Source organism: Vibrio sp. 2017_1457_13 (assembly GCF_030851525.1).
Taxonomy (GTDB): Bacteria; Pseudomonadota; Gammaproteobacteria; order Enterobacterales; family Vibrionaceae; genus Vibrio; species Vibrio metschnikovii.
Genome location: NZ_VHTA01000003.1, coordinates 77,181 through 93,518, shown reverse-complemented (window position 1 = coordinate 93,518; position 16,338 = coordinate 77,181). Strand labels below are relative to the sequence as shown.

Annotated in this window: 15 protein-coding genes, 1 tRNA gene and 2 pseudogenes; 2 read left to right on the top strand and 16 right to left on the bottom strand. The window is 44.5% G+C overall.

Annotated elements, in window-relative coordinates; translation table 11 throughout:
• The first annotated feature begins 66 nt into the window (after positions 1-66).
• Positions 67-780: pseudogene (locus tag FKN88_RS04900) on the top strand (IS5 family transposase).
• 271 nt (positions 781-1,051) lie between these two features.
• Here the strand turns inward: FKN88_RS04900 and FKN88_RS04895 are convergent.
• The 8 genes and pseudogenes from FKN88_RS04895 to FKN88_RS04860 all read right to left on the bottom strand — a co-directional run bounded on the left by FKN88_RS04895 (position 1,052) and on the right by FKN88_RS04860 (position 8,675).
• Positions 1,052-2,101, bottom strand: coding sequence for an iron ABC transporter permease (locus FKN88_RS04895; RefSeq protein ID WP_238925759.1), 1,050 nt, complete (start codon positions 2,099-2,101; stop codon positions 1,052-1,054).
• On the bottom strand, positions 2,091-2,267 hold the full coding sequence (locus FKN88_RS04890; protein WP_154167742.1) for a hypothetical protein: 177 nt from the start codon (positions 2,265-2,267) through the stop codon (positions 2,091-2,093). The genes FKN88_RS04895 and FKN88_RS04890 overlap by 11 nt, the downstream gene beginning before the upstream one ends.
• Before the next feature lie 150 nt (positions 2,268-2,417).
• Positions 2,418-2,603: pseudogene (locus FKN88_RS04885) on the bottom strand (type I restriction endonuclease subunit S); the annotation flags it as partial.
• 176 nt (positions 2,604-2,779) lie between these two features.
• A complete protein-coding gene (locus FKN88_RS04880; protein WP_154167740.1) occupies positions 2,780-3,658 on the bottom strand; it encodes a DUF2220 family protein in 879 nt (292 codons plus the stop codon).
• A complete protein-coding gene (locus FKN88_RS04875; RefSeq protein WP_154167737.1) occupies positions 3,655-6,447 on the bottom strand; it encodes a hypothetical protein in 2,793 nt (930 codons plus the stop codon). The genes FKN88_RS04880 and FKN88_RS04875 overlap by 4 nt, the downstream gene beginning before the upstream one ends.
• Positions 6,441-7,010, bottom strand: coding sequence for a hypothetical protein (locus FKN88_RS04870; RefSeq protein WP_154167734.1), 570 nt, complete (start codon positions 7,008-7,010; stop codon positions 6,441-6,443). The genes FKN88_RS04875 and FKN88_RS04870 overlap by 7 nt, the downstream gene beginning before the upstream one ends.
• Positions 7,000-8,277: a hypothetical protein gene (locus FKN88_RS04865; protein WP_154167731.1), complete on the bottom strand. Its 1,278-nt coding sequence runs from the start codon at positions 8,275-8,277 to the stop codon at positions 7,000-7,002. Before FKN88_RS04865 ends, FKN88_RS04870 begins: the two co-directional genes overlap by 11 nt.
• 310 nt (positions 8,278-8,587) lie before the next feature.
• Positions 8,588-8,675: transfer RNA gene (locus FKN88_RS04860), tRNA-Ser, on the bottom strand.
• A gap of 218 nt (positions 8,676-8,893) precedes the next feature.
• Here FKN88_RS04860 and FKN88_RS04855 point away from each other — a divergent pair.
• Positions 8,894-9,466: a UPF0149 family protein gene (locus FKN88_RS04855; protein ID WP_306687346.1), complete on the top strand. Its 573-nt coding sequence runs from the start codon at positions 8,894-8,896 to the stop codon at positions 9,464-9,466.
• Between the two features lie 75 nt (positions 9,467-9,541).
• Here the strand turns inward: FKN88_RS04855 and nadA are convergent, their stop codons facing one another.
• From nadA to ybgC, 8 genes are all read right to left on the bottom strand, one after another.
• Complete coding sequence (nadA, locus tag FKN88_RS04850; RefSeq protein ID WP_154167728.1) at positions 9,542-10,603, bottom strand: quinolinate synthase NadA; 1,062 nt, start codon at positions 10,601-10,603, stop codon at positions 9,542-9,544.
• Positions 10,604-10,875: 272 nt separating this feature from the next.
• Positions 10,876-11,658: a tol-pal system protein YbgF gene (gene ybgF / locus FKN88_RS04845; protein ID WP_154167726.1), complete on the bottom strand. Its 783-nt coding sequence runs from the start codon at positions 11,656-11,658 to the stop codon at positions 10,876-10,878.
• 14 nt (positions 11,659-11,672) lie between these two features.
• Positions 11,673-12,212: a peptidoglycan-associated lipoprotein Pal gene (gene pal / locus FKN88_RS04840; protein ID WP_004394967.1), complete on the bottom strand. Its 540-nt coding sequence runs from the start codon at positions 12,210-12,212 to the stop codon at positions 11,673-11,675.
• A gap of 47 nt (positions 12,213-12,259) precedes the next feature.
• Complete coding sequence (tolB, locus tag FKN88_RS04835; RefSeq protein ID WP_202598351.1) at positions 12,260-13,564, bottom strand: Tol-Pal system beta propeller repeat protein TolB; 1,305 nt, start codon at positions 13,562-13,564, stop codon at positions 12,260-12,262.
• Positions 13,565-13,624: 60 nt separating this feature from the next.
• A complete protein-coding gene (tolA, locus tag FKN88_RS04830; RefSeq protein ID WP_154167720.1) occupies positions 13,625-14,704 on the bottom strand; it encodes a cell envelope integrity protein TolA in 1,080 nt (359 codons plus the stop codon).
• 17 nt (positions 14,705-14,721) lie between these two features.
• Positions 14,722-15,162, bottom strand: coding sequence for an ExbD/TolR family protein (locus tag FKN88_RS04825; protein ID WP_004394964.1), 441 nt, complete (start codon positions 15,160-15,162; stop codon positions 14,722-14,724).
• A 3-nt stretch (positions 15,163-15,165) separates the two neighbouring features.
• Positions 15,166-15,849 carry a protein TolQ gene (tolQ, locus tag FKN88_RS04820; protein WP_004394963.1) on the bottom strand — a complete coding sequence of 228 codons (684 nt, stop codon included), beginning with the start codon at positions 15,847-15,849 and terminating at the stop codon, positions 15,166-15,168.
• Positions 15,839-16,249, bottom strand: a complete 411-nt coding sequence (gene ybgC, locus FKN88_RS04815; RefSeq protein ID WP_004394962.1) for a tol-pal system-associated acyl-CoA thioesterase — start codon at positions 16,247-16,249, stop codon at positions 15,839-15,841. The genes tolQ and ybgC overlap by 11 nt, the downstream gene beginning before the upstream one ends.
• Positions 16,250-16,338: the final 89 nt, after the last annotated feature.

The following is a 16,338-nucleotide window of genomic DNA, read 5'->3' as shown; positions in this document are numbered from 1 at the left end:
AAACTGTAGCTCCATACCATGCCGAGACTAATGCTAACTGATAAGCGGTAGAAAAAGCTACTTCAAGTGATGAAGAACACTGGCCGCATTTATAATAAATCTGAACATAGAATGACCTTTGAAGGAATCCTTTACCGCTTGCTAACAGGAATTCCATGGCGTGATCTACCAACCGAGTTTGGGGACTGGAACACGGTTTATCGCCGCTTTAACCTGTGGTCGAAGAAAGGCCTGTTATACATATTATTCAAACAGTTATCAAAACTCTCCGATTTTGACTGGGTGTTTGCAGACGACTCAATAGTCAAAACTCATCAACATAGCTCTGGAGCTGCGACCACAGATAATGAATGTATTGGAAAGAGTCGTGGTGGTAACTCAACGAAAATTCATCTGGTCGTGGATAGCGGTGGATTACCAATCTATTTCTAGCTATCAGAAGGCCAGAGAAATGATATTTCTCGTGCCGAAAGTCTTGTTGACCACCTTAAGGAGGTCAACGTATTTATCGCCGATAAAGGCTATGACAGCGACGCTTTAAGGACATATGTTGACTCTAAAGGTGGTGAAGCGATTATACCAAAGCGAAATTATGGACAAGATATCGACAAAGAAAGCATGGATTGGTGTCTCTACAAGTATCGACATTTGGTTGAAAATGCTTTCGCGAGGATTAAGCACTTCCGAGTGATATCAAAGAGATATGATAAGTTAGCAAGAAATTACGCCAGTATGGTATCGCTGGCGTTTACTATAATGTGGTTGCCGATGTATTGCTGAGCAAAATACATACAGCAAAGATCAACACGCCCTAGCGTTTTATTTTCATTCGATAGCGGTGTTTTCAAGTTGTGACTGAGATGAACTAACCTAGCTGTAGCCAAAATACTTATTAAGCCGGGTTGACAACGTTTACGTGATTTACAGCCAAACATTCATAGCCAAAAGAAGATATACACATCAATGAGCACGTCATACGACATAATAAAAATCCGTTCTTGCTGCTGTCATGGTGTAATAAGTATTGAATATAGCCGTGATCATGACATGTTTAGATCACCCCGCTGGGCAACTTCTTTCGAGCCAGAGTCGTGAGCAAAACCAATAGCCCTGTTGTTGAAAAGATGGCCATGACACTCATGGCCATCCCCACTCCCGGCAATCCCTGCTCAAACTGACCAAAAACGAAAGTAGACACGGTTGACATGCCCGCTGGTGCCACCATCAACGAAGCAACCAGCTCTCGTGACGCAATGGCAAACACCAATAGCATCGCAACCAGCAATGCGGGCATCATTATAGGAACAACAATTCGTACAAAACTGATCAGCAAACTAGCGCCTGATACTCGTGCCGCTGCCTCAAGATTGCTGCCTATCTGGCGTAAAGCCGCTGAGGCATAACGTACCGGATAAGGGAGCAGTAAACAGCTGTAGGCTAAAAGCAGCATCCAACCCGTATTGTAGATAGGCATTGACCAAACCGGCTGGTTCCAGACCAGAATCAAACCGACAGCCACCACGATACCCGGCAAGGTATTAGGCAATAAGGAAAGCAGATCGAGCAACCCCTTACCACTAATTGACGCTCGCACAACCAGATAAGCCACTAAAGCCCCCAAAACACCGGTAACCAAGGCAGTGCCGGTTGCTAAAGTAAGGCTATTCGTCAATGCTGCCATTGCGCCACTTTGATTGGCAAATAGGCTTTGATAATGATTAAAGGTAAGATTATCAATACTTAAACCGCCTGACAGGGTCGTACTCAAAGAAGTGGCCAATACGGAAAAAATCGGTACCCCAACGGAGATCACGCCTACCAAGGCAAACAGGATAGCAACCGGCCAGCGTGCTCGCCCTAGCTCTACTGGCTCAAAGCTTGCTGGCTTACTGCCTTGAGACACATAAGAACGCCGAGTCACTATCCAGTGCTGCAGATAAAAAGCAAGCATCGCCAAACCAACCAAAATTAGCGATAAAATCGCCGCACCGGGCATATCCAGCGGCCAGTCGGAAAAACGTTCATGAATGCCAGTTACCAGAACTTTAAACCCAGCCTGTGCTCCTAAAGTTGCCGGAGTACCAAATTCTTCAATACTCAAAGCAAATACCAAGAGTAGGCTCGCGGCCAAACCGGGAATCGATAAGCACCTTGAGGTGATTGGTTTGCGTCCGTTGATAAGTAAATGGCGTCTGAGCTCCCAAATATTCGCTCAGGAAGCGGATCACTCGTTTTTGATATTGAGTGTAGCTAACTTGCTTGGGCATGGCGGGCTCTCCTTGGCAATCTTGTTGCGAAAAGAGTAACCAAGCTTTGGCCGGATGGGGAGGATAATAAGCTTATGAAAGTAATATCACGAGTGGAAAGACTAGGATCGGCCACCCGATTAGGGCACCGATCTTAAACTTAGTGAACGATTATCGCTGACTTTTCACGGCTTTTTTCGCCGCTTTCGCCAGTTGCTCGGCATCACTACGCGCTTGGGCAATGTGCTCAAGCAGCTTATCGGCGGGCTCATCGTTTGGGTCTTGCGCCACCAGCTCACCGCGGAAGGCTTTGGCCAAAATACTTTGCGTGAGGTTATCCACCCGCGCTTGGGATTTTTCACTTGATGACTTAACAGGATGTTTTTTATAAATAGTCTGAAATCGAGTTTAACGCAGCTTATCGGCAATCTTGCTTATGTGCTAGGTTGCCGATCACGCTTGGGCGATTGCTGATAGAAATTGAGCGAATTACTTGTTATCCGTTTGCTGTAGAAAAGTCTTTTTCTAACCAGTTAATCACTTAACCAAAACGCTTCCTGCTCCAAAGCTAAACCTTGTTTCTTCATTTCAGTCACCAGAGCTTGTAATTGAGGCGACTGATCTAAAAGACGTTGGCTATTTCGCTCGAAAATAGCAAAGTCACGAAAGGTATCCACCCATAACCGATTTTGTCCATAGCGCGCTAATCTCGACTGCCAGTTTGGCATTAGCCAAAAAGTGGCTCTTTCTCCAAGCTGATCTTTCAATCGGCGGTAATTATTTAGCCCAATGCCATCATAGTCAGCAAAAAGATAAACCAGCGGAGACCTTTCAGGCAGAGATAACCAGGTGATTAATTTATTATCTAACTGCCCTCGATACCAAATAACAGTACAAGGCTCATTGTTTGGTAGCCAATCTAGTCGATCAAATAGGGCTTGATTCTCCACTAACCAAATAGCGTGATGACTGTGAAGATTGCGGTTTCTTTCTTGACCGAGTTCCAGCGCCATTACGCCAAACGATTGTGTCGCTGTATGCAAATCTTGAGTGGGTACACCACACATTTCCCAGTATGGATTGGCTGACGTTTTTGCTAAAACATAGCTAATATCGTGGGTCACTCTACCCTGTTTACTGCTTCGGGCACTGGCTATATTGATGGCTCTTTGTGGCACAGATAGCGGCAGATCTTGGTGTGGTGAGAGTTGCTCTAGAGTAACTTTAACAATGGTCAGATCTTGAATACTGTAAGCGACACCTCGGCCACTGAGTGAGATACGTATGCTGTGAGTCTTTCGGCAAAATTCGTCGAGTTGTCGCCTCTGCGCAGTCGTCATTGTACTCGCTGCAATCGCGTCTGGATGTGCGTTAATGAGCCGTTTTAACGCAGCAATCAATGGCTGACTCATTGTGTTTTCTCCACTATTGGCCGAGTCACGATACCGCTTTCGATGGACGACAATAACTGCCAGCTATTACGGCTAATGACGTTTTTACCATTCACTTGGTGAATCGGCACACAATAACGAGCGGTGGTTAACGGTGCCGGCGAGGCAAAAATTAACGCGAAACCAAATTGCTCGGCTATCTCAATTAAGTTGGCTTGGTTCTTGGTATCCAATGCCAACGCCTCGTCCAAATAACAGACCGCTTTCATTTGGTGACGTTTGTCTTGCATTAGGTGCAGCATGGCAAGGCCGGTAACTAATTTTGCCATCAATACCGTGCCGTTAGACGCGGCGCTATCAATATCTTCAAATGACTCTTGCTGCTGCCCCTGCTTGGCTACGACAAATTCAAGCCGGAATAAATCGGCTACTCTTAATCCTTGGCGAGCATTGCCCTCTTCAATTAACGTATTTTTCGCCCGCTCTAGATCAGCATCATCTAAAATGCTCGCTTGATCGAACAAATCGAAACTCTGACCACTCTCTGTCTGTTCAGCTTGATGTATCAACACATTCATCGCTGCCACTAGCTGACTTTCCTCAACCGGTTCAATTTTAAACGTTTTTAAATCCGAGAGTTGGCGATGACTAATTAACCGATTGAACTCTTTCATTTTACTTTGCAAAGCAAGCAGACCACTACGTAACTCCCTTAAGCTCGCTGTCACATTAACCACCGCAGAACGCGCTTTTCTCTCTAACGCTTGCTTTTCATCATCTAAACAGTGGCTAAATTGAATAATGCCTTTTAGCTCTTCATCTTGAGTGGACGCCATGTGAAACTTCGTCAGCCCTTTTTGAACTAACTCATTTTTTATTTGGCGTAATTCTTTAGCTAGTTTATCTAGTTCTCGGCAATCTTCGATATACTGTTCAAGACGAATGGGCAATAACTCTAGACTCCATTCTTCAGTCGCTATCCATGGGGTATGAGGTTGCTCCACTAATGCCGTAAATAAAGCTTGGTCATCGATTCTCTGTTTCTTCAGCTTCTCGACACTAGCATTATCTAAAGTTAATTGACTCAGCTGCTCAGATACTTGATTAATTTGATCCGTCAGCGCTTGATAGTTGTCCTTGGCGCTATTTAAGGCAGCATTTATCGCCGAGAGATCTTGCTCGAACTTGATTTTTTGTTCTAAACGTTGTGGCTGATTGGCCGTTAATTGCTCAAGCTGCCGGTAATCGGCGATCGCCTGTTCACACTCTCTCACAACTCGATGCAGTTCGTTCTTCTTCTTTTCAGCCGCTTCTCTTTGCTGACTGATCTCTAACAGTTCTGTAAGGCTATTTATCTGCTGGTTAACGCTATCTAGCTCTTCCACCAGCTCTTGTTCGGTCTTTTGAATATGTTGAGGAATGAGCTCATCAAGAGATAAGGTTAAACCAGAAACAGTGATCGATGAGGCCGTTTCACCACTCAGTATTTCGCGCAGTTGATTAATATCGAGTAGATAGTGTGAGGGTGAACGCTGCATCACTTGCTGACTCAGCACTTTGTTCAATTTTTCCAGCTCATGTGCTTGGAGCAATTTGGAGAGATGAAGATATAAGTTATCATCTAACGTTTGCCGTTGCGTTTCCAACCTTTGGCGCTTTTCTGTCCGTTCTTTTAATTGTCTGGCTAAATCTGATGAAGAAGAACGTTGTGATTGAATACACAAGGCGGTCTGTTCTTCATAATGTTGTTTGGCTAGGTTGAGTTGGCTCTCTAAATAGGCTGGATTCGGAATCAACGCAAAGCGAGTTTGAAGCTCTTGATGCTGTTCTTCAGTACGTTTTAGGTTAGTGAGCTTGTTGTTTAATTCACTGCGAGCTTCAGCACGAGCGATATCCTGATTTCGTAATTCATTTTGTGTATTTTCAAGCCGATTTTTTTGTTTGGATAACTTTTCGGTCATCGTTTGCACGTGACCATGCCAATCCTGTAACAGTTGATTCACTTTGGATTGTGACGAAGCGATTTTACCTCTGAGCGACAATGTACGCTGAAATTTATGCTCCAGCTCTTCGATGGCCGCAAGATTATTCACCGCCGCTAGATACTGCTCCCGCTCTAAGTTGATATCTTGAAATGCCTTCTCCCATTCTTGCTTAAAATCGATACTCGCATTGGGCAGCTCACGGCTAAATATCTTGAGCAAGTAGTCTTTTACATCGCTGGAATTGAGCTTATCCAACCTGAGCGTTTTGGTGAGCACTTGCTGGAAAGAACGCGCATCACTGACGTGTTCAAGTTTGAATACCGTAAAATCAATATCACTGCTCCTCTTACTTTTTGCACCACCGTAAATCAAATGACGAAAATCTCTGTCATTGTATAGATTGACTCTATGCTGATGGCTAGCCAGATGGTTGACCAGTTTGTTTTGAGAAACAATATGACCATCTGCCAAACGATAATCATCCAGGTTCAATTCACCTTGGTAGGCAAAGTATTCATACTCGTGACCGACGCCTTTACCAACGCAGCCGAAAACAACGGTTCCGGTTTGAGGAAGTATAACTTCGAGCAGAATGTAAGCGCTGTTGTTTGGAAAATAGAAACGACGTGCCTTTTCAACGCTATGAGACCCAAAGTCCATTCTTCTTTGGTCAATGATCAATAGAAACTGGAGAGCGTTGATTAGACTGGTTTTACCGTGATTATTTGGTGCGATTAATGACACAGAATCATCCAGTGGCAGCTCTGCTCGCTGATATCCAGCGCTGCCAATTAATGCTAGTCGTTGAAAACCGTAATTTAGCATGATTCATCCTCCTTAGCAGTGAGTCCATCGCTGACAGAGGCTTGCTCGGTAATCGCCTCAAAGTGGTCTAAGTAACGATATACCGAAGGCAATAAGCGCCAGTGGTTGTTTTCTTGAATCGCAAAGCCTTTTCGCACCGCATTTTCGAGTATTTTTACCAATGCACCCTGATCTAACTCTTCTGCATCCAACAATCCTTGATGCTTTTCATAGACCTCATGCAGCACTTTATTGTCAATGTTCCACTGGTAAAACTGACTCAAAGAACGACCATTATCCGCTTGGTAATCAAAAATCACCATCAGCAGCAAAGCCAACTGACGCGATTGCTTATTGATGCTTTGATTCCCCTCATCGTCATGAAACCAAGCAAAACCACGCCCATCGATACGTAGCTCAAACCCTAGGTTAGAAAATAGATGTCGATACTGCTCTGATTGCTGCTCGAGTTCATACCACAGGGCCGCATCTGTCGAACGGTTCAGGTGCCGACCTGAATTGAATAAGCCGAACAGTTCTGTGAGATGTGTCAGTTCAGTTAAGTCGAGTTTGCTATTTTGCATTATCCATACCCTTTGTACTTTTTGGGAGAGTCAAGGTCGTTAGTTGATGAGGATGATAAGTGACAGAGACGGTGCTGAGCGTTGTGGTGCAAAGATTTGATCCCAACAGGCTTTGCCATTGTGGTTCTCGCACCAGCTCATGATAGAGACGGAGTAATTCTGTATCAGGTAAATAGCGATAGTGTGTCGTTAACCAAGTCATGAGATTCTCAACCGGCAATGCTTCTGAAAGTTGTTCACGCAATCGCTGTTCATCGATCCAATTCACTAAGAGGTTATCCGGCAGCGATACTTCATCCGGAAAAACAATAGAACTCGGTTCGAAATTCAAAAATTCCGCCATCAATTGCCGCACTTCGTTACCTATTTGGATTTTACTGGTACGACTGGTTTTCCATATTGGTAAGCCGATTGCATTTAGCCCTCGAACTAGCCCCTTCTTACGAACTTGGCTTATTTGCTTGCTAATCACAGCAGAAAGCTGGTTATGTAACCGCGCTTCCTCTCTCAGTGGTAACAAGGTATCTGCACATTGTTGAGCGATAATTCGTCCTTGGTATCGTAGATCTTTAACTTGATAAGCTATCTGACGCATTGCCAAGCGTTGTTGATATAACGAACCACGAATTGCCAGAGTATCCACCGCTTTATCGAGCGCTTCTTCCGCTTTTTCCAACAATGGATAAAAACTACCACCAAGACCGCTATCCATCATTTCATTCATGGGTTCAACGTACTTGTCATACACTTCAAGAACTTCACGATAGCGCCGTTCAATTGGCACACTGGTGTCTGCTGATTTAGCCGCTTCAGCAATGTCAAAAATGGCTTGCTTGTCTTGTGTTAATTGTTGGGTAATTTTTCTCGTCAGCTCTGATAATTGGTTAGCGCCTGTACGCAGTAAATCATTATCGGTGTCTTCAAGTCCCTTTAATACTTGACTAGTCGCGTTTTTGATTGCTTCAACGCGAGCTTTGAGCACTGCTGACAAACCAAGCTCATGCTCCTGAGTCAAACCACGTACAAAATCCACCACCAACGTGTTGATCTGATAATCACTACTTCGGCTGATAGGCTGCAAAATGTCCGCGTTGATAAGACTCGTCAGCACGGTGTTAGTATCTGCATCTTTGTTTTTATACTGGTTTATCACTTGTTCGAGGATGCGGAGCTGAAATGCAGGGAACTCTCGAGAAAGACGAGTTAGCTGCTCGACCACTTCCCAATGGCGATGCAATTGATAGGTGAGACTTTTGGGCGCAACCATTGCACTTCCTTATCCAAAAAGTGATATCTTTGATTCACCAATACTAGGCATAAATTGAAACTGAACTCATAATGTCTAGTTAATGGCAACAGGTAAATAGTGCATCCATAAACATGTCAAATAACTAGACAAAGGTCTTAAAATGGGTAAGAGGCCAATACGTTGGGATCTACTGATGGAGGTAGATAAAATCCCATGTGACAATAACGCTGGTGATTTATGATCAGCAAGATGTGGAAACCCTAACCCATTAATTTTAATGATCTTAAGGCGTAAAAAAAGACGCCCTAGGACGTCTTTTTTTATAATATGGCGGTGAGTGAGAGATTCGAACTCTCGGTACGTTGCCGTACACACACTTTCCAGGCGTGCTCCTTCAGCCACTCGGACAACTCACCGTAATGGGCTAGCATCTTGTGCTAACGAGGCGCTAATTTAATGATATTCATTAATAGGGTCAAGCAGAAATCTTAAAAAAACTCACATCTTGGCTTGTTTGGCTAATTATTACCTCATTTGTTCAAAAACCCTTCATCAGTTCCCTGGATGCTCGCATTGATCGTACGTTTAGAGTTAAGATAACTTCACTTTTTGCTGTTGACTATGAGGCTTTACTTTGACCTTAAACGATATTCTAAGCGCTGCAGATTTAGAAGATAAACTTCTTAATGAAGCGAAAACCCAGGGCTTTATTACTGCCATGGCCCTCGCGCCGAATGTTCTTCCTCCTTCAGAATGGTTGCCATTTTTGTGGGGTGGTGATGATACGGCTCCCTTTAGTGATGCAAAGCAGATGGAAAGCTATTTTGGGTTGATTATCCGTTTATGGAATGAATATCGCCCTGCTCTTTTAGACGGCAGTTGGTCTTGGCCTGAAGGATGTGAACTGGATGAAGAAGATATCGTCACACAGAATACTCGTGATTTCTGTGAAGGGGTTTTACAGGGCTGGCAATTAACGCGTGATGATTGGGAAGTGCTGATGCCAGAAAATAGTCAAGAGAATGCCCTGATGGGGGGGGTGTTGTTATCGTTGAGCATGTTGTACGATCCAGAAACGTCTTTGGCCACCTTAGCTGAACAAGGCATGAACGATTTAGATCAGTTTACTGAAATCTATAACGCGATTCCTGTGATGCTATGTGGTTTAACTCAGCGTGCCGCCGATTTAGCGGAGTCTGACTCTTAATAACCACGCCAGCGATCACAACCATCTAAAGCATCAACTCAAAAAAACCGTCAGTCGCAACTGACGGTTTTTTCATTAAGCGTTCCCTTGTACTTGGAGATTGAGCTGCTCAGCAAAATCCAACATGCGATTTAAAGGCACCAAGGATTTCACTCGTGTCGCTTCATCAACAAACACCTCATGCTCTTCACCGCCATCGCGTAGTGCTTGTTCTATGGCTTTCAATCCATTCATTGCCATCCACGGACAATGAGCACAGCTGCGGCAGGTGGCTCCTGCACCAGCCGTGGGCGCTTCAATTAATTGTTTCTCTGGCACCATTTGCTGCATTTTAAAGAAAATGCCTTTGTCCGTTGCCACAATCATGGTTGATTGAGGGAGTGTTTTGGCTGCCTTGATTAATTGACTGGTCGAGCCAACCGCATCAGCCAGTTCAACGACGCTGGCCGGAGATTCAGGGTGAACGAGAATCGCAGCATCTGGATACAACCCTTTCATTTTGCGTAAGGCATCGGCAGAAAACTCATCATGTACTACGCACTCGCCTTGCCACAAGAGCATTTCTGCTCCGGTCTTTTTAGCAATATAAGCGCCAAGGTGACGGTCTGGTCCCCAGATAATCTTTTTATCTTGTGAATCAAGATGCTCAACAATATCTAAGGCAATGCTTGAGGTAACTACCCAATCTGCGCGCGCTTTAACTGCGGCTGAGGTATTGGCATAAACAACAACGGTGTGCTCGGGATGGGCATCACAAAATTCGGTGAACTTATCAGCAGGACAACCTAAATCAAGCGAACACTCGGCTTTTAAGGTTGGCATCAGAATCCGCTTTTCTGGAGTCAGTATTTTCGCTGATTCCCCCATAAAACGTACACCAGCAATAATTAGTGTGGTTGCAGAATGACGATTACCAAATTTAGCCATTTCTAGTGAATCGCCGACAAAGCCGCCCGTCTCTTCAGCTAAGGCTTGAATTTCTGGGTCAGTATAGTAATGGGCGATCAGTACAGCATCTTTCTCTTTTAGTAACCGCTTAATGCTTGCTAAATAGGTAGTTTTCTCCATCTCACTAAGAGGAATAGGCTTAGCTGGGAAAGGGTAAACGGTGTCTATTTTATCCAGTATATGACTCATTGCTCTGCTCTATGGATCATTATAATAATTCGCATATTGTACACTGTATCGGTCATCGTACACAAAAAAACCAGACTGAAATCAACATACCCTCCCTATTTGAAGCTGCAGCGGTGTTGGCTCCGTTCGTTCACTCCAATCGCATAGTTTCTATGCTCATGGGAATTCACTCACTTGCCGCCTACTTGCAACTCAACGTAGTTGAGGTATAGAACACTTAATAAAAAGCCACTCATAAGAGTGGCTCAGCATTATCCATTTATATCAATTCGTTACTTTAATTTATCCTGAGCGGCTTTCGCCGAAGCACTATTCGGATATTCATTAATTACTTGCTGATAATATTTCTTTGCTTGCGCCGCATTATTATTACGCGCAGCGATATCACCGAGCTTGACTAAAGCATCAGCGCGTTTATTCGAATCGGAATAACTTAATACCGCCGCAAAGCTTTTCGCTGACTGCTGATCTTGTCGCTTAGCGAAATGTAACTGACCAAGCCAGTAGTGGGCATTTGCCGCAAAACTAGAATCCGGATAATCAGCTTGGAATTTTTCAAATGCTGCTATCGCACCAGCGTAATCACGCTTTTTTAAAATTAAATCCACGGCATTCTGATAAGCCGCTTGCTCGTTTACATCGCTACTAAAAGTACCGAGTGGTAACTCATCACTTTGATTGCTAGCTGTGACATCTGCTACAGATGGCGATTGTTTAGCTGCACTACGTAGATTATCGAGTTCAACAAACAGTTCACGCTGGCGCTGCAACATTTGCTGCATATCGTAGGTATTTCTTTCTAGTTGGCCACGGAGCTCATTAATTTCTAGTGCCATTTCGTCGAGTTGCTGCTGCATTTGCAACTGCATACGGTTGCGATTTTCAAGCAATCGTTCTAAACGGGCAACATCACCTTCATTTGACACGGCGCGGTTAGCCGACGTTGAGACTGAACGCTGACTAAGATCGGATACTGGAGCTGGTGCAGCGAGCGTAATGCTCGCTGCACTTGCCAGTAACGTAAGCGTAAAAACTTGCTTTAAGTTACTGAACATGAGGGATACCTCAATTAGTAAACAAGAACAGCTCGGCGGTTCTTCGCGTAAGCTTCTTCAGTTTGACCTAGAACCAGTGGTTTTTCTTCACCATAGCTCACGATCGAAATTTGATTGGCTTGTACACCCAGAGCCTCTAAATATTTGGCTACAGCGTTAGCACGACGCTCACCAAGCGCAATGTTGTACTCTGGTGTACCGCGCTCATCAGCGTGGCCTTCTACTGTCACTTTTAGACTCGGGTTTTTGCTTAGGTAAGCAGCATGGGCAGCAAGCATTTCTTCGTAACTACGTGCGATAGTGGCATTGTCAAATGCAAAGTAAATGGTTTGCGTTTCACGAAGTGCTTGCTCTTTAAGCTCTTGCTCTGACAACTGACCATATTCACCGATTGGAGAAACAACGGTAGTATCAACACCACCCGCGCTACCAGACGTAGTTTGGTTAGTCTGTGAACCTGACGCTGATGCGGCGTCATCACTTGAGCTACATGCAGTAATAGCTAAAACAGGTAGCGCAATTAGGAGTCCCTTGAGAACTTTATTAAGTTGCATCTTATTTTCCTTACTATGAAATAGTTAGTTGCTAAATTATATGTTGGCTATAAAAACGGAGACCACGCTGGCGATCTAACTCGTCCATTGGTTGCCGGTAACCTTGCTTTAAATCGCCCATCAATAGAAACCATCGATAAGACGTTGGCCTGATTATACATCGAACTATAAATAACCATGCCACCATTTGGAGCAATACTTGGAGACTCATCTAACAAAGTTTGTGTTAATACTTGTAATGCACCGGTCTCAAGATCTTGTTTGGCTATATGAAAGCCTGAATTACTTCGATTCACCATGATCATGAATCGGCCATCCGGGGTAATCTGCCCACCGAGATTCTGCCGTCCTTGCCATGTTAATCGGTCCACCGCCTGATTTGCCAAATTTACTCGATAAATCTGCGGGTTACCACCCCTATCTGAGGTAAATATGAGCGACTTACCATCAGGATGCCAAAATGGTTCGGTATTATTTGAACGGCCATGGGTGATTTGTGTGAGTTTACGAGAAGCTAAATCAAGCGTATAGACTTGCAGCGTCCCAGTTTTCGACAGAACTAATGCCAGTGTTTTACCATCTGGAGAAAACCTCGGTGCACCATTATGTCTTGGGTATGAGGTTAATTTTTCACGTTCCCCAGTGTAGATATCCATAATAAATATCTCAGCTTGGCCATTTTGAAAACTGACATAAGCCAACTGACGACCGTCTGGTGACCACGCTGGAGACATCAATGGCTGTTTAGAACGCAGCACCAAGCGCTCATTATAACCATCGTAGTCAGCAACACGTAATTGATAAGGGAAAGCGTCTTTATCATTAACGACAACATAAGCGATACGCGTTAGAAAAGCGCCTTTTTCACCTGTTAGTTCTTCATAAACTAGATCAGAGATACGATGCGCATATTCACGCATTCGTGGCGCAGGTACCGTAGCGACTTTGTTAAATAACACATGATCTTTAGACAGCACAAGCTGCCCATCAGCACTTAACGCTCGGCTTTGCCCTTGGGTCAACTGACCACGAACCACGTCAACCAACTGATAATTAATAACATAATTGCCTTGTTGATTGAGAGTAATTGAACCGGTCAGTAATGCATCAACGCCAATTCGAGTCCATGCATCAAACGTAACCTCAGTTTCACTGTAAGGCGTTTGTGGCATTCTATCGGTGGCAATGGGACTAAACTTGCCACTGCGTTGTAAATCGGAAGCAATCACCGCCGAAATATCTTCCGGTAGTGGTGTTTTTCCTTCCCATTTAAAAGGAACAATGGCAATTGGACGAGCAGAATTAATACCGTCGGTAATCACCAACTCTAGTGCCCCATAGGCAAGTTGCATACTACTGGTGAAAACCAGTAACCATCCTATTATTAATCGCTTTAACACAAACGGTTCCTTTTACTCAGGTGCTACAGTTAAATTAATGTTTTTCAGCCTTTCAATAAGATCCTTTTCATCGGCGGTAGGAAGAGGGAAACTACCAACTTTTGCTATCGCTCTCTTAGTCGCTGCGCATAGCCGATTATCGCCATTGAGTACTTGAACGTCACCTACTATAGCATCTGTGCCAGTAGGGATGAGACGTAAATTAACTCGACACTGTCGTCCTCGAAAACTATCCTCAAGCAGCAAGTTTTGTTGGATCATTTGGGTATAGATAGCTCCCCAACGCTGCGCTTCATTGGCAAGATGCTGTGATCGCGCTGCGGAAATGCTTTGCGCTTCACTTTCCAGACCAGAAAAAATGCTGTTCATCGCCGCTTCTTGCTCTTTGCGTTCACGCTCTAGTCGAGCCAAACGTTGCTGCTCTTGTCGAGCTTTTTCTGCCGCCTCTTTAGCGGCTTTTTCTTTCGCAATTCGTTCTTGTTCAGCACGCTTTGCTGCTTCTTGTTCTTGACGCGCCTTTTCTTGCGCGGCCTGAGCTGCTTTCTCACGAGCAATACGCTCTTGTTCTGCTTTCGCTGCCGCGGCTTCTCTTGCTACTCGCTCCGCTTCGGCTTTTTTGGCTGCTTGCTCCGTAGCTTTACGTTGCGCTTCAGCTTTTGCAGCACGTTCTTGCTCTTGACGCGCTTTTTCTTCAGCCACTTGACGCTGTTGTTCTTGCTGTTGGCGAACCCGCTCAGCTTCTCGAGCCGCTTGTGCCTCTCGCGCTTGCTGCTCTTTCAGTTGACGAATGCGCTCTTCTTCGGCTTTTCGGTTACGTTCGAGCTGTTCGGTTTCACGACGCAGCTTATCTAATCGCTCTTGCTCTTGTTTTGCCGCAGCCTCACGCTGATTACGTATCTGCTGTGCTTGTTGTTGAATCAAGCTAGGATCAATCACGACCGCTTGCATCATCGCTCCAGCAGAAGGCGTTTCTGGTTTTGACTGTGTAAAATCCGCACCCCAAAAAAGCACCACAACTAAAAGAACATGAAGGGCAACCGAAATCAACCATGGTTTGTTATCGGCACGTTGCAATGTTTTTTTTGCTTTCATTAGCAATGGCAAACCTATTATTTTATGTCTGTTAATAGACCGACTTTTGCAACACCGGCTCGACTCAATTCATCTAAAACTAAGACAATTTCCGCATACGGTGTCGCAGCATCTCCCCCAACGGCAACGGGTGAATCCGGTTTTAATGATAACTCAGCTTTTACTCGAACAATCAAATCTTGCAATGAGAGTCCACGTTGCATCTCTTCATCATTGACGCTTAGTCCTAAGTTACCCGCTTGATCAACCTCAACAATGATAAAGCTTGCTTCACTGTCTCCAGCAAGCTCTGCCGTTGATTGAGCGATGGTCGTTCTCGGCAACTCAACCTCTACCCCTTGAGTAATGAAAGGTGAGGTCACCATAAAGATGATCAACAGCACCAACATGACATCGATATAGGGTACGACATTGATCTCTGCTGTCATCTTCCGTTTCTTCGGTTGATAGCCAGTCATGCGTTATTCCCTACCCGCCATCGCTTGGCGGTGTAAAATACTATGAAACTCTTCGGAAAAAGTAGCGTAAATATGTTCTAGCTTAGTCACTTTACTGCTGAATCGATTATAAGCAATGACGGCTGGAATGGCAGCAAACAGACCCATTGCTGTTGCGACCAAAGCTTCGGCAATACCAGGAGCTACCATGGCTAACGTAGCCTGCTTAACAGCACCTAAGGCGATAAAGGCATGCATAATCCCCCAGACCGTTCCAAATAGGCCGATATATGGAGTAATTGAGCCAACTGTCGCTAAAAAAGGCAAATGCGCTTCTAGCTCATCAACTTCACGAGCGACGGTCACTCTCATCGTCCGCCCGGTACCTTCCATAATATAATCAGGTGCATTGGCGTTACTTTTGTGTAAACGAGCAAACTCGGTAAAACCGCTGTAGAAAATCTCTTCGGTACCTTCTAGCGTGTCTTTACGCTTTTTGACCTCTTGATACAAAATAGACAGGTCGGTGCCTGACCAAAATTTATCTTCAAATTCTTCGGCTTGACGTTCCGCTTGTGCCAATGCTTTATGACGTTTAATAATCACTGCCCAAGAAGCAACTGACATAGCTAAAAGAATTAACATCACCAATTTAACCAGTAAACTGGCTTGTAAAAATAGATCGAGCATTGAAATATCAGCAGTCACTATGAGTAAACTCCAAAATCATTGATTGAGGCAATCCAATCGGCCTCATTTTCTGGTTATCGATACATGCTACCTTAACTAAGGCTTTACACAATAGCTGTCCGTTAGGATTGACCAGCTCTTGACAGAAAGTTAAAGAGACTTTTTTAAGTTCAACGACCGAGGTTTTCACGGTTAATTGATCATCCAAACGTGCAGCACGGATGAAATCAACACTCGCACTTCGGACCACGAAACCGATATTTTGTTCCAATAATTGCTGTTGAGAAAAACCCAACGAACGCAATATTTCGGTACGCGCACGTTCAAAGAACTTCAGATAATTGGCATGATAAACCACACCACCCGCGTCGGTGTCTTCATAATAGACCGTTATCGGCCAATCAAAAATTTGCCCCATAATGCCAAGTCGCCTCAGTCATGGTTAAGATGAGTTGATTACTATACCGCATCTCGGCAGCGCGAGTACAAGAAGAAGCGTAAGATTTT

What these genes read in the sequence shown, in the direction of transcription:
- FKN88_RS04875 (WP_154167737.1), bottom strand. Translation starts at nt 6,447, where the DNA reads ATGCTAAATTACGGTTTTCAACGACTAGCATTAATTGGCAGCGCTGGA.
- tolA (WP_154167720.1), bottom strand. Translation starts at nt 14,704, where the DNA reads ATGAAAGCAAAAAAAACATTGCAACGTGCCGATAACAAACCATGGTTG.
- tolB (WP_202598351.1), bottom strand. Translation starts at nt 13,564, where the DNA reads ATGCAACTTGCCTATGGGGCACTAGAGTTGGTGATTACCGACGGTATT.
- FKN88_RS04880 (WP_154167740.1), bottom strand. Translation starts at nt 3,658, where the DNA reads ATGAGTCAGCCATTGATTGCTGCGTTAAAACGGCTCATTAACGCACAT.
- pal (WP_004394967.1), bottom strand. Translation starts at nt 12,212, where the DNA reads ATGCAACTTAATAAAGTTCTCAAGGGACTCCTAATTGCGCTACCTGTT.
- FKN88_RS04865 (WP_154167731.1), bottom strand. Translation starts at nt 8,277, where the DNA reads ATGGTTGCGCCCAAAAGTCTCACCTATCAATTGCATCGCCATTGGGAA.
- FKN88_RS04890 (WP_154167742.1), bottom strand. Translation starts at nt 2,267, where the DNA reads ATGCCCAAGCAAGTTAGCTACACTCAATATCAAAAACGAGTGATCCGC.
- ybgF (WP_154167726.1), bottom strand. Translation starts at nt 11,658, where the DNA reads ATGTTCAGTAACTTAAAGCAAGTTTTTACGCTTACGTTACTGGCAAGT.
- FKN88_RS04825 (WP_004394964.1), bottom strand. Translation starts at nt 15,162, where the DNA reads ATGACTGGCTATCAACCGAAGAAACGGAAGATGACAGCAGAGATCAAT.
- ybgC (WP_004394962.1), bottom strand. Translation starts at nt 16,249, where the DNA reads ATGGGGCAAATTTTTGATTGGCCGATAACGGTCTATTATGAAGACACC.
- nadA (WP_154167728.1), bottom strand. Translation starts at nt 10,603, where the DNA reads ATGAGTCATATACTGGATAAAATAGACACCGTTTACCCTTTCCCAGCT.
- FKN88_RS04870 (WP_154167734.1), bottom strand. Translation starts at nt 7,010, where the DNA reads ATGCAAAATAGCAAACTCGACTTAACTGAACTGACACATCTCACAGAA.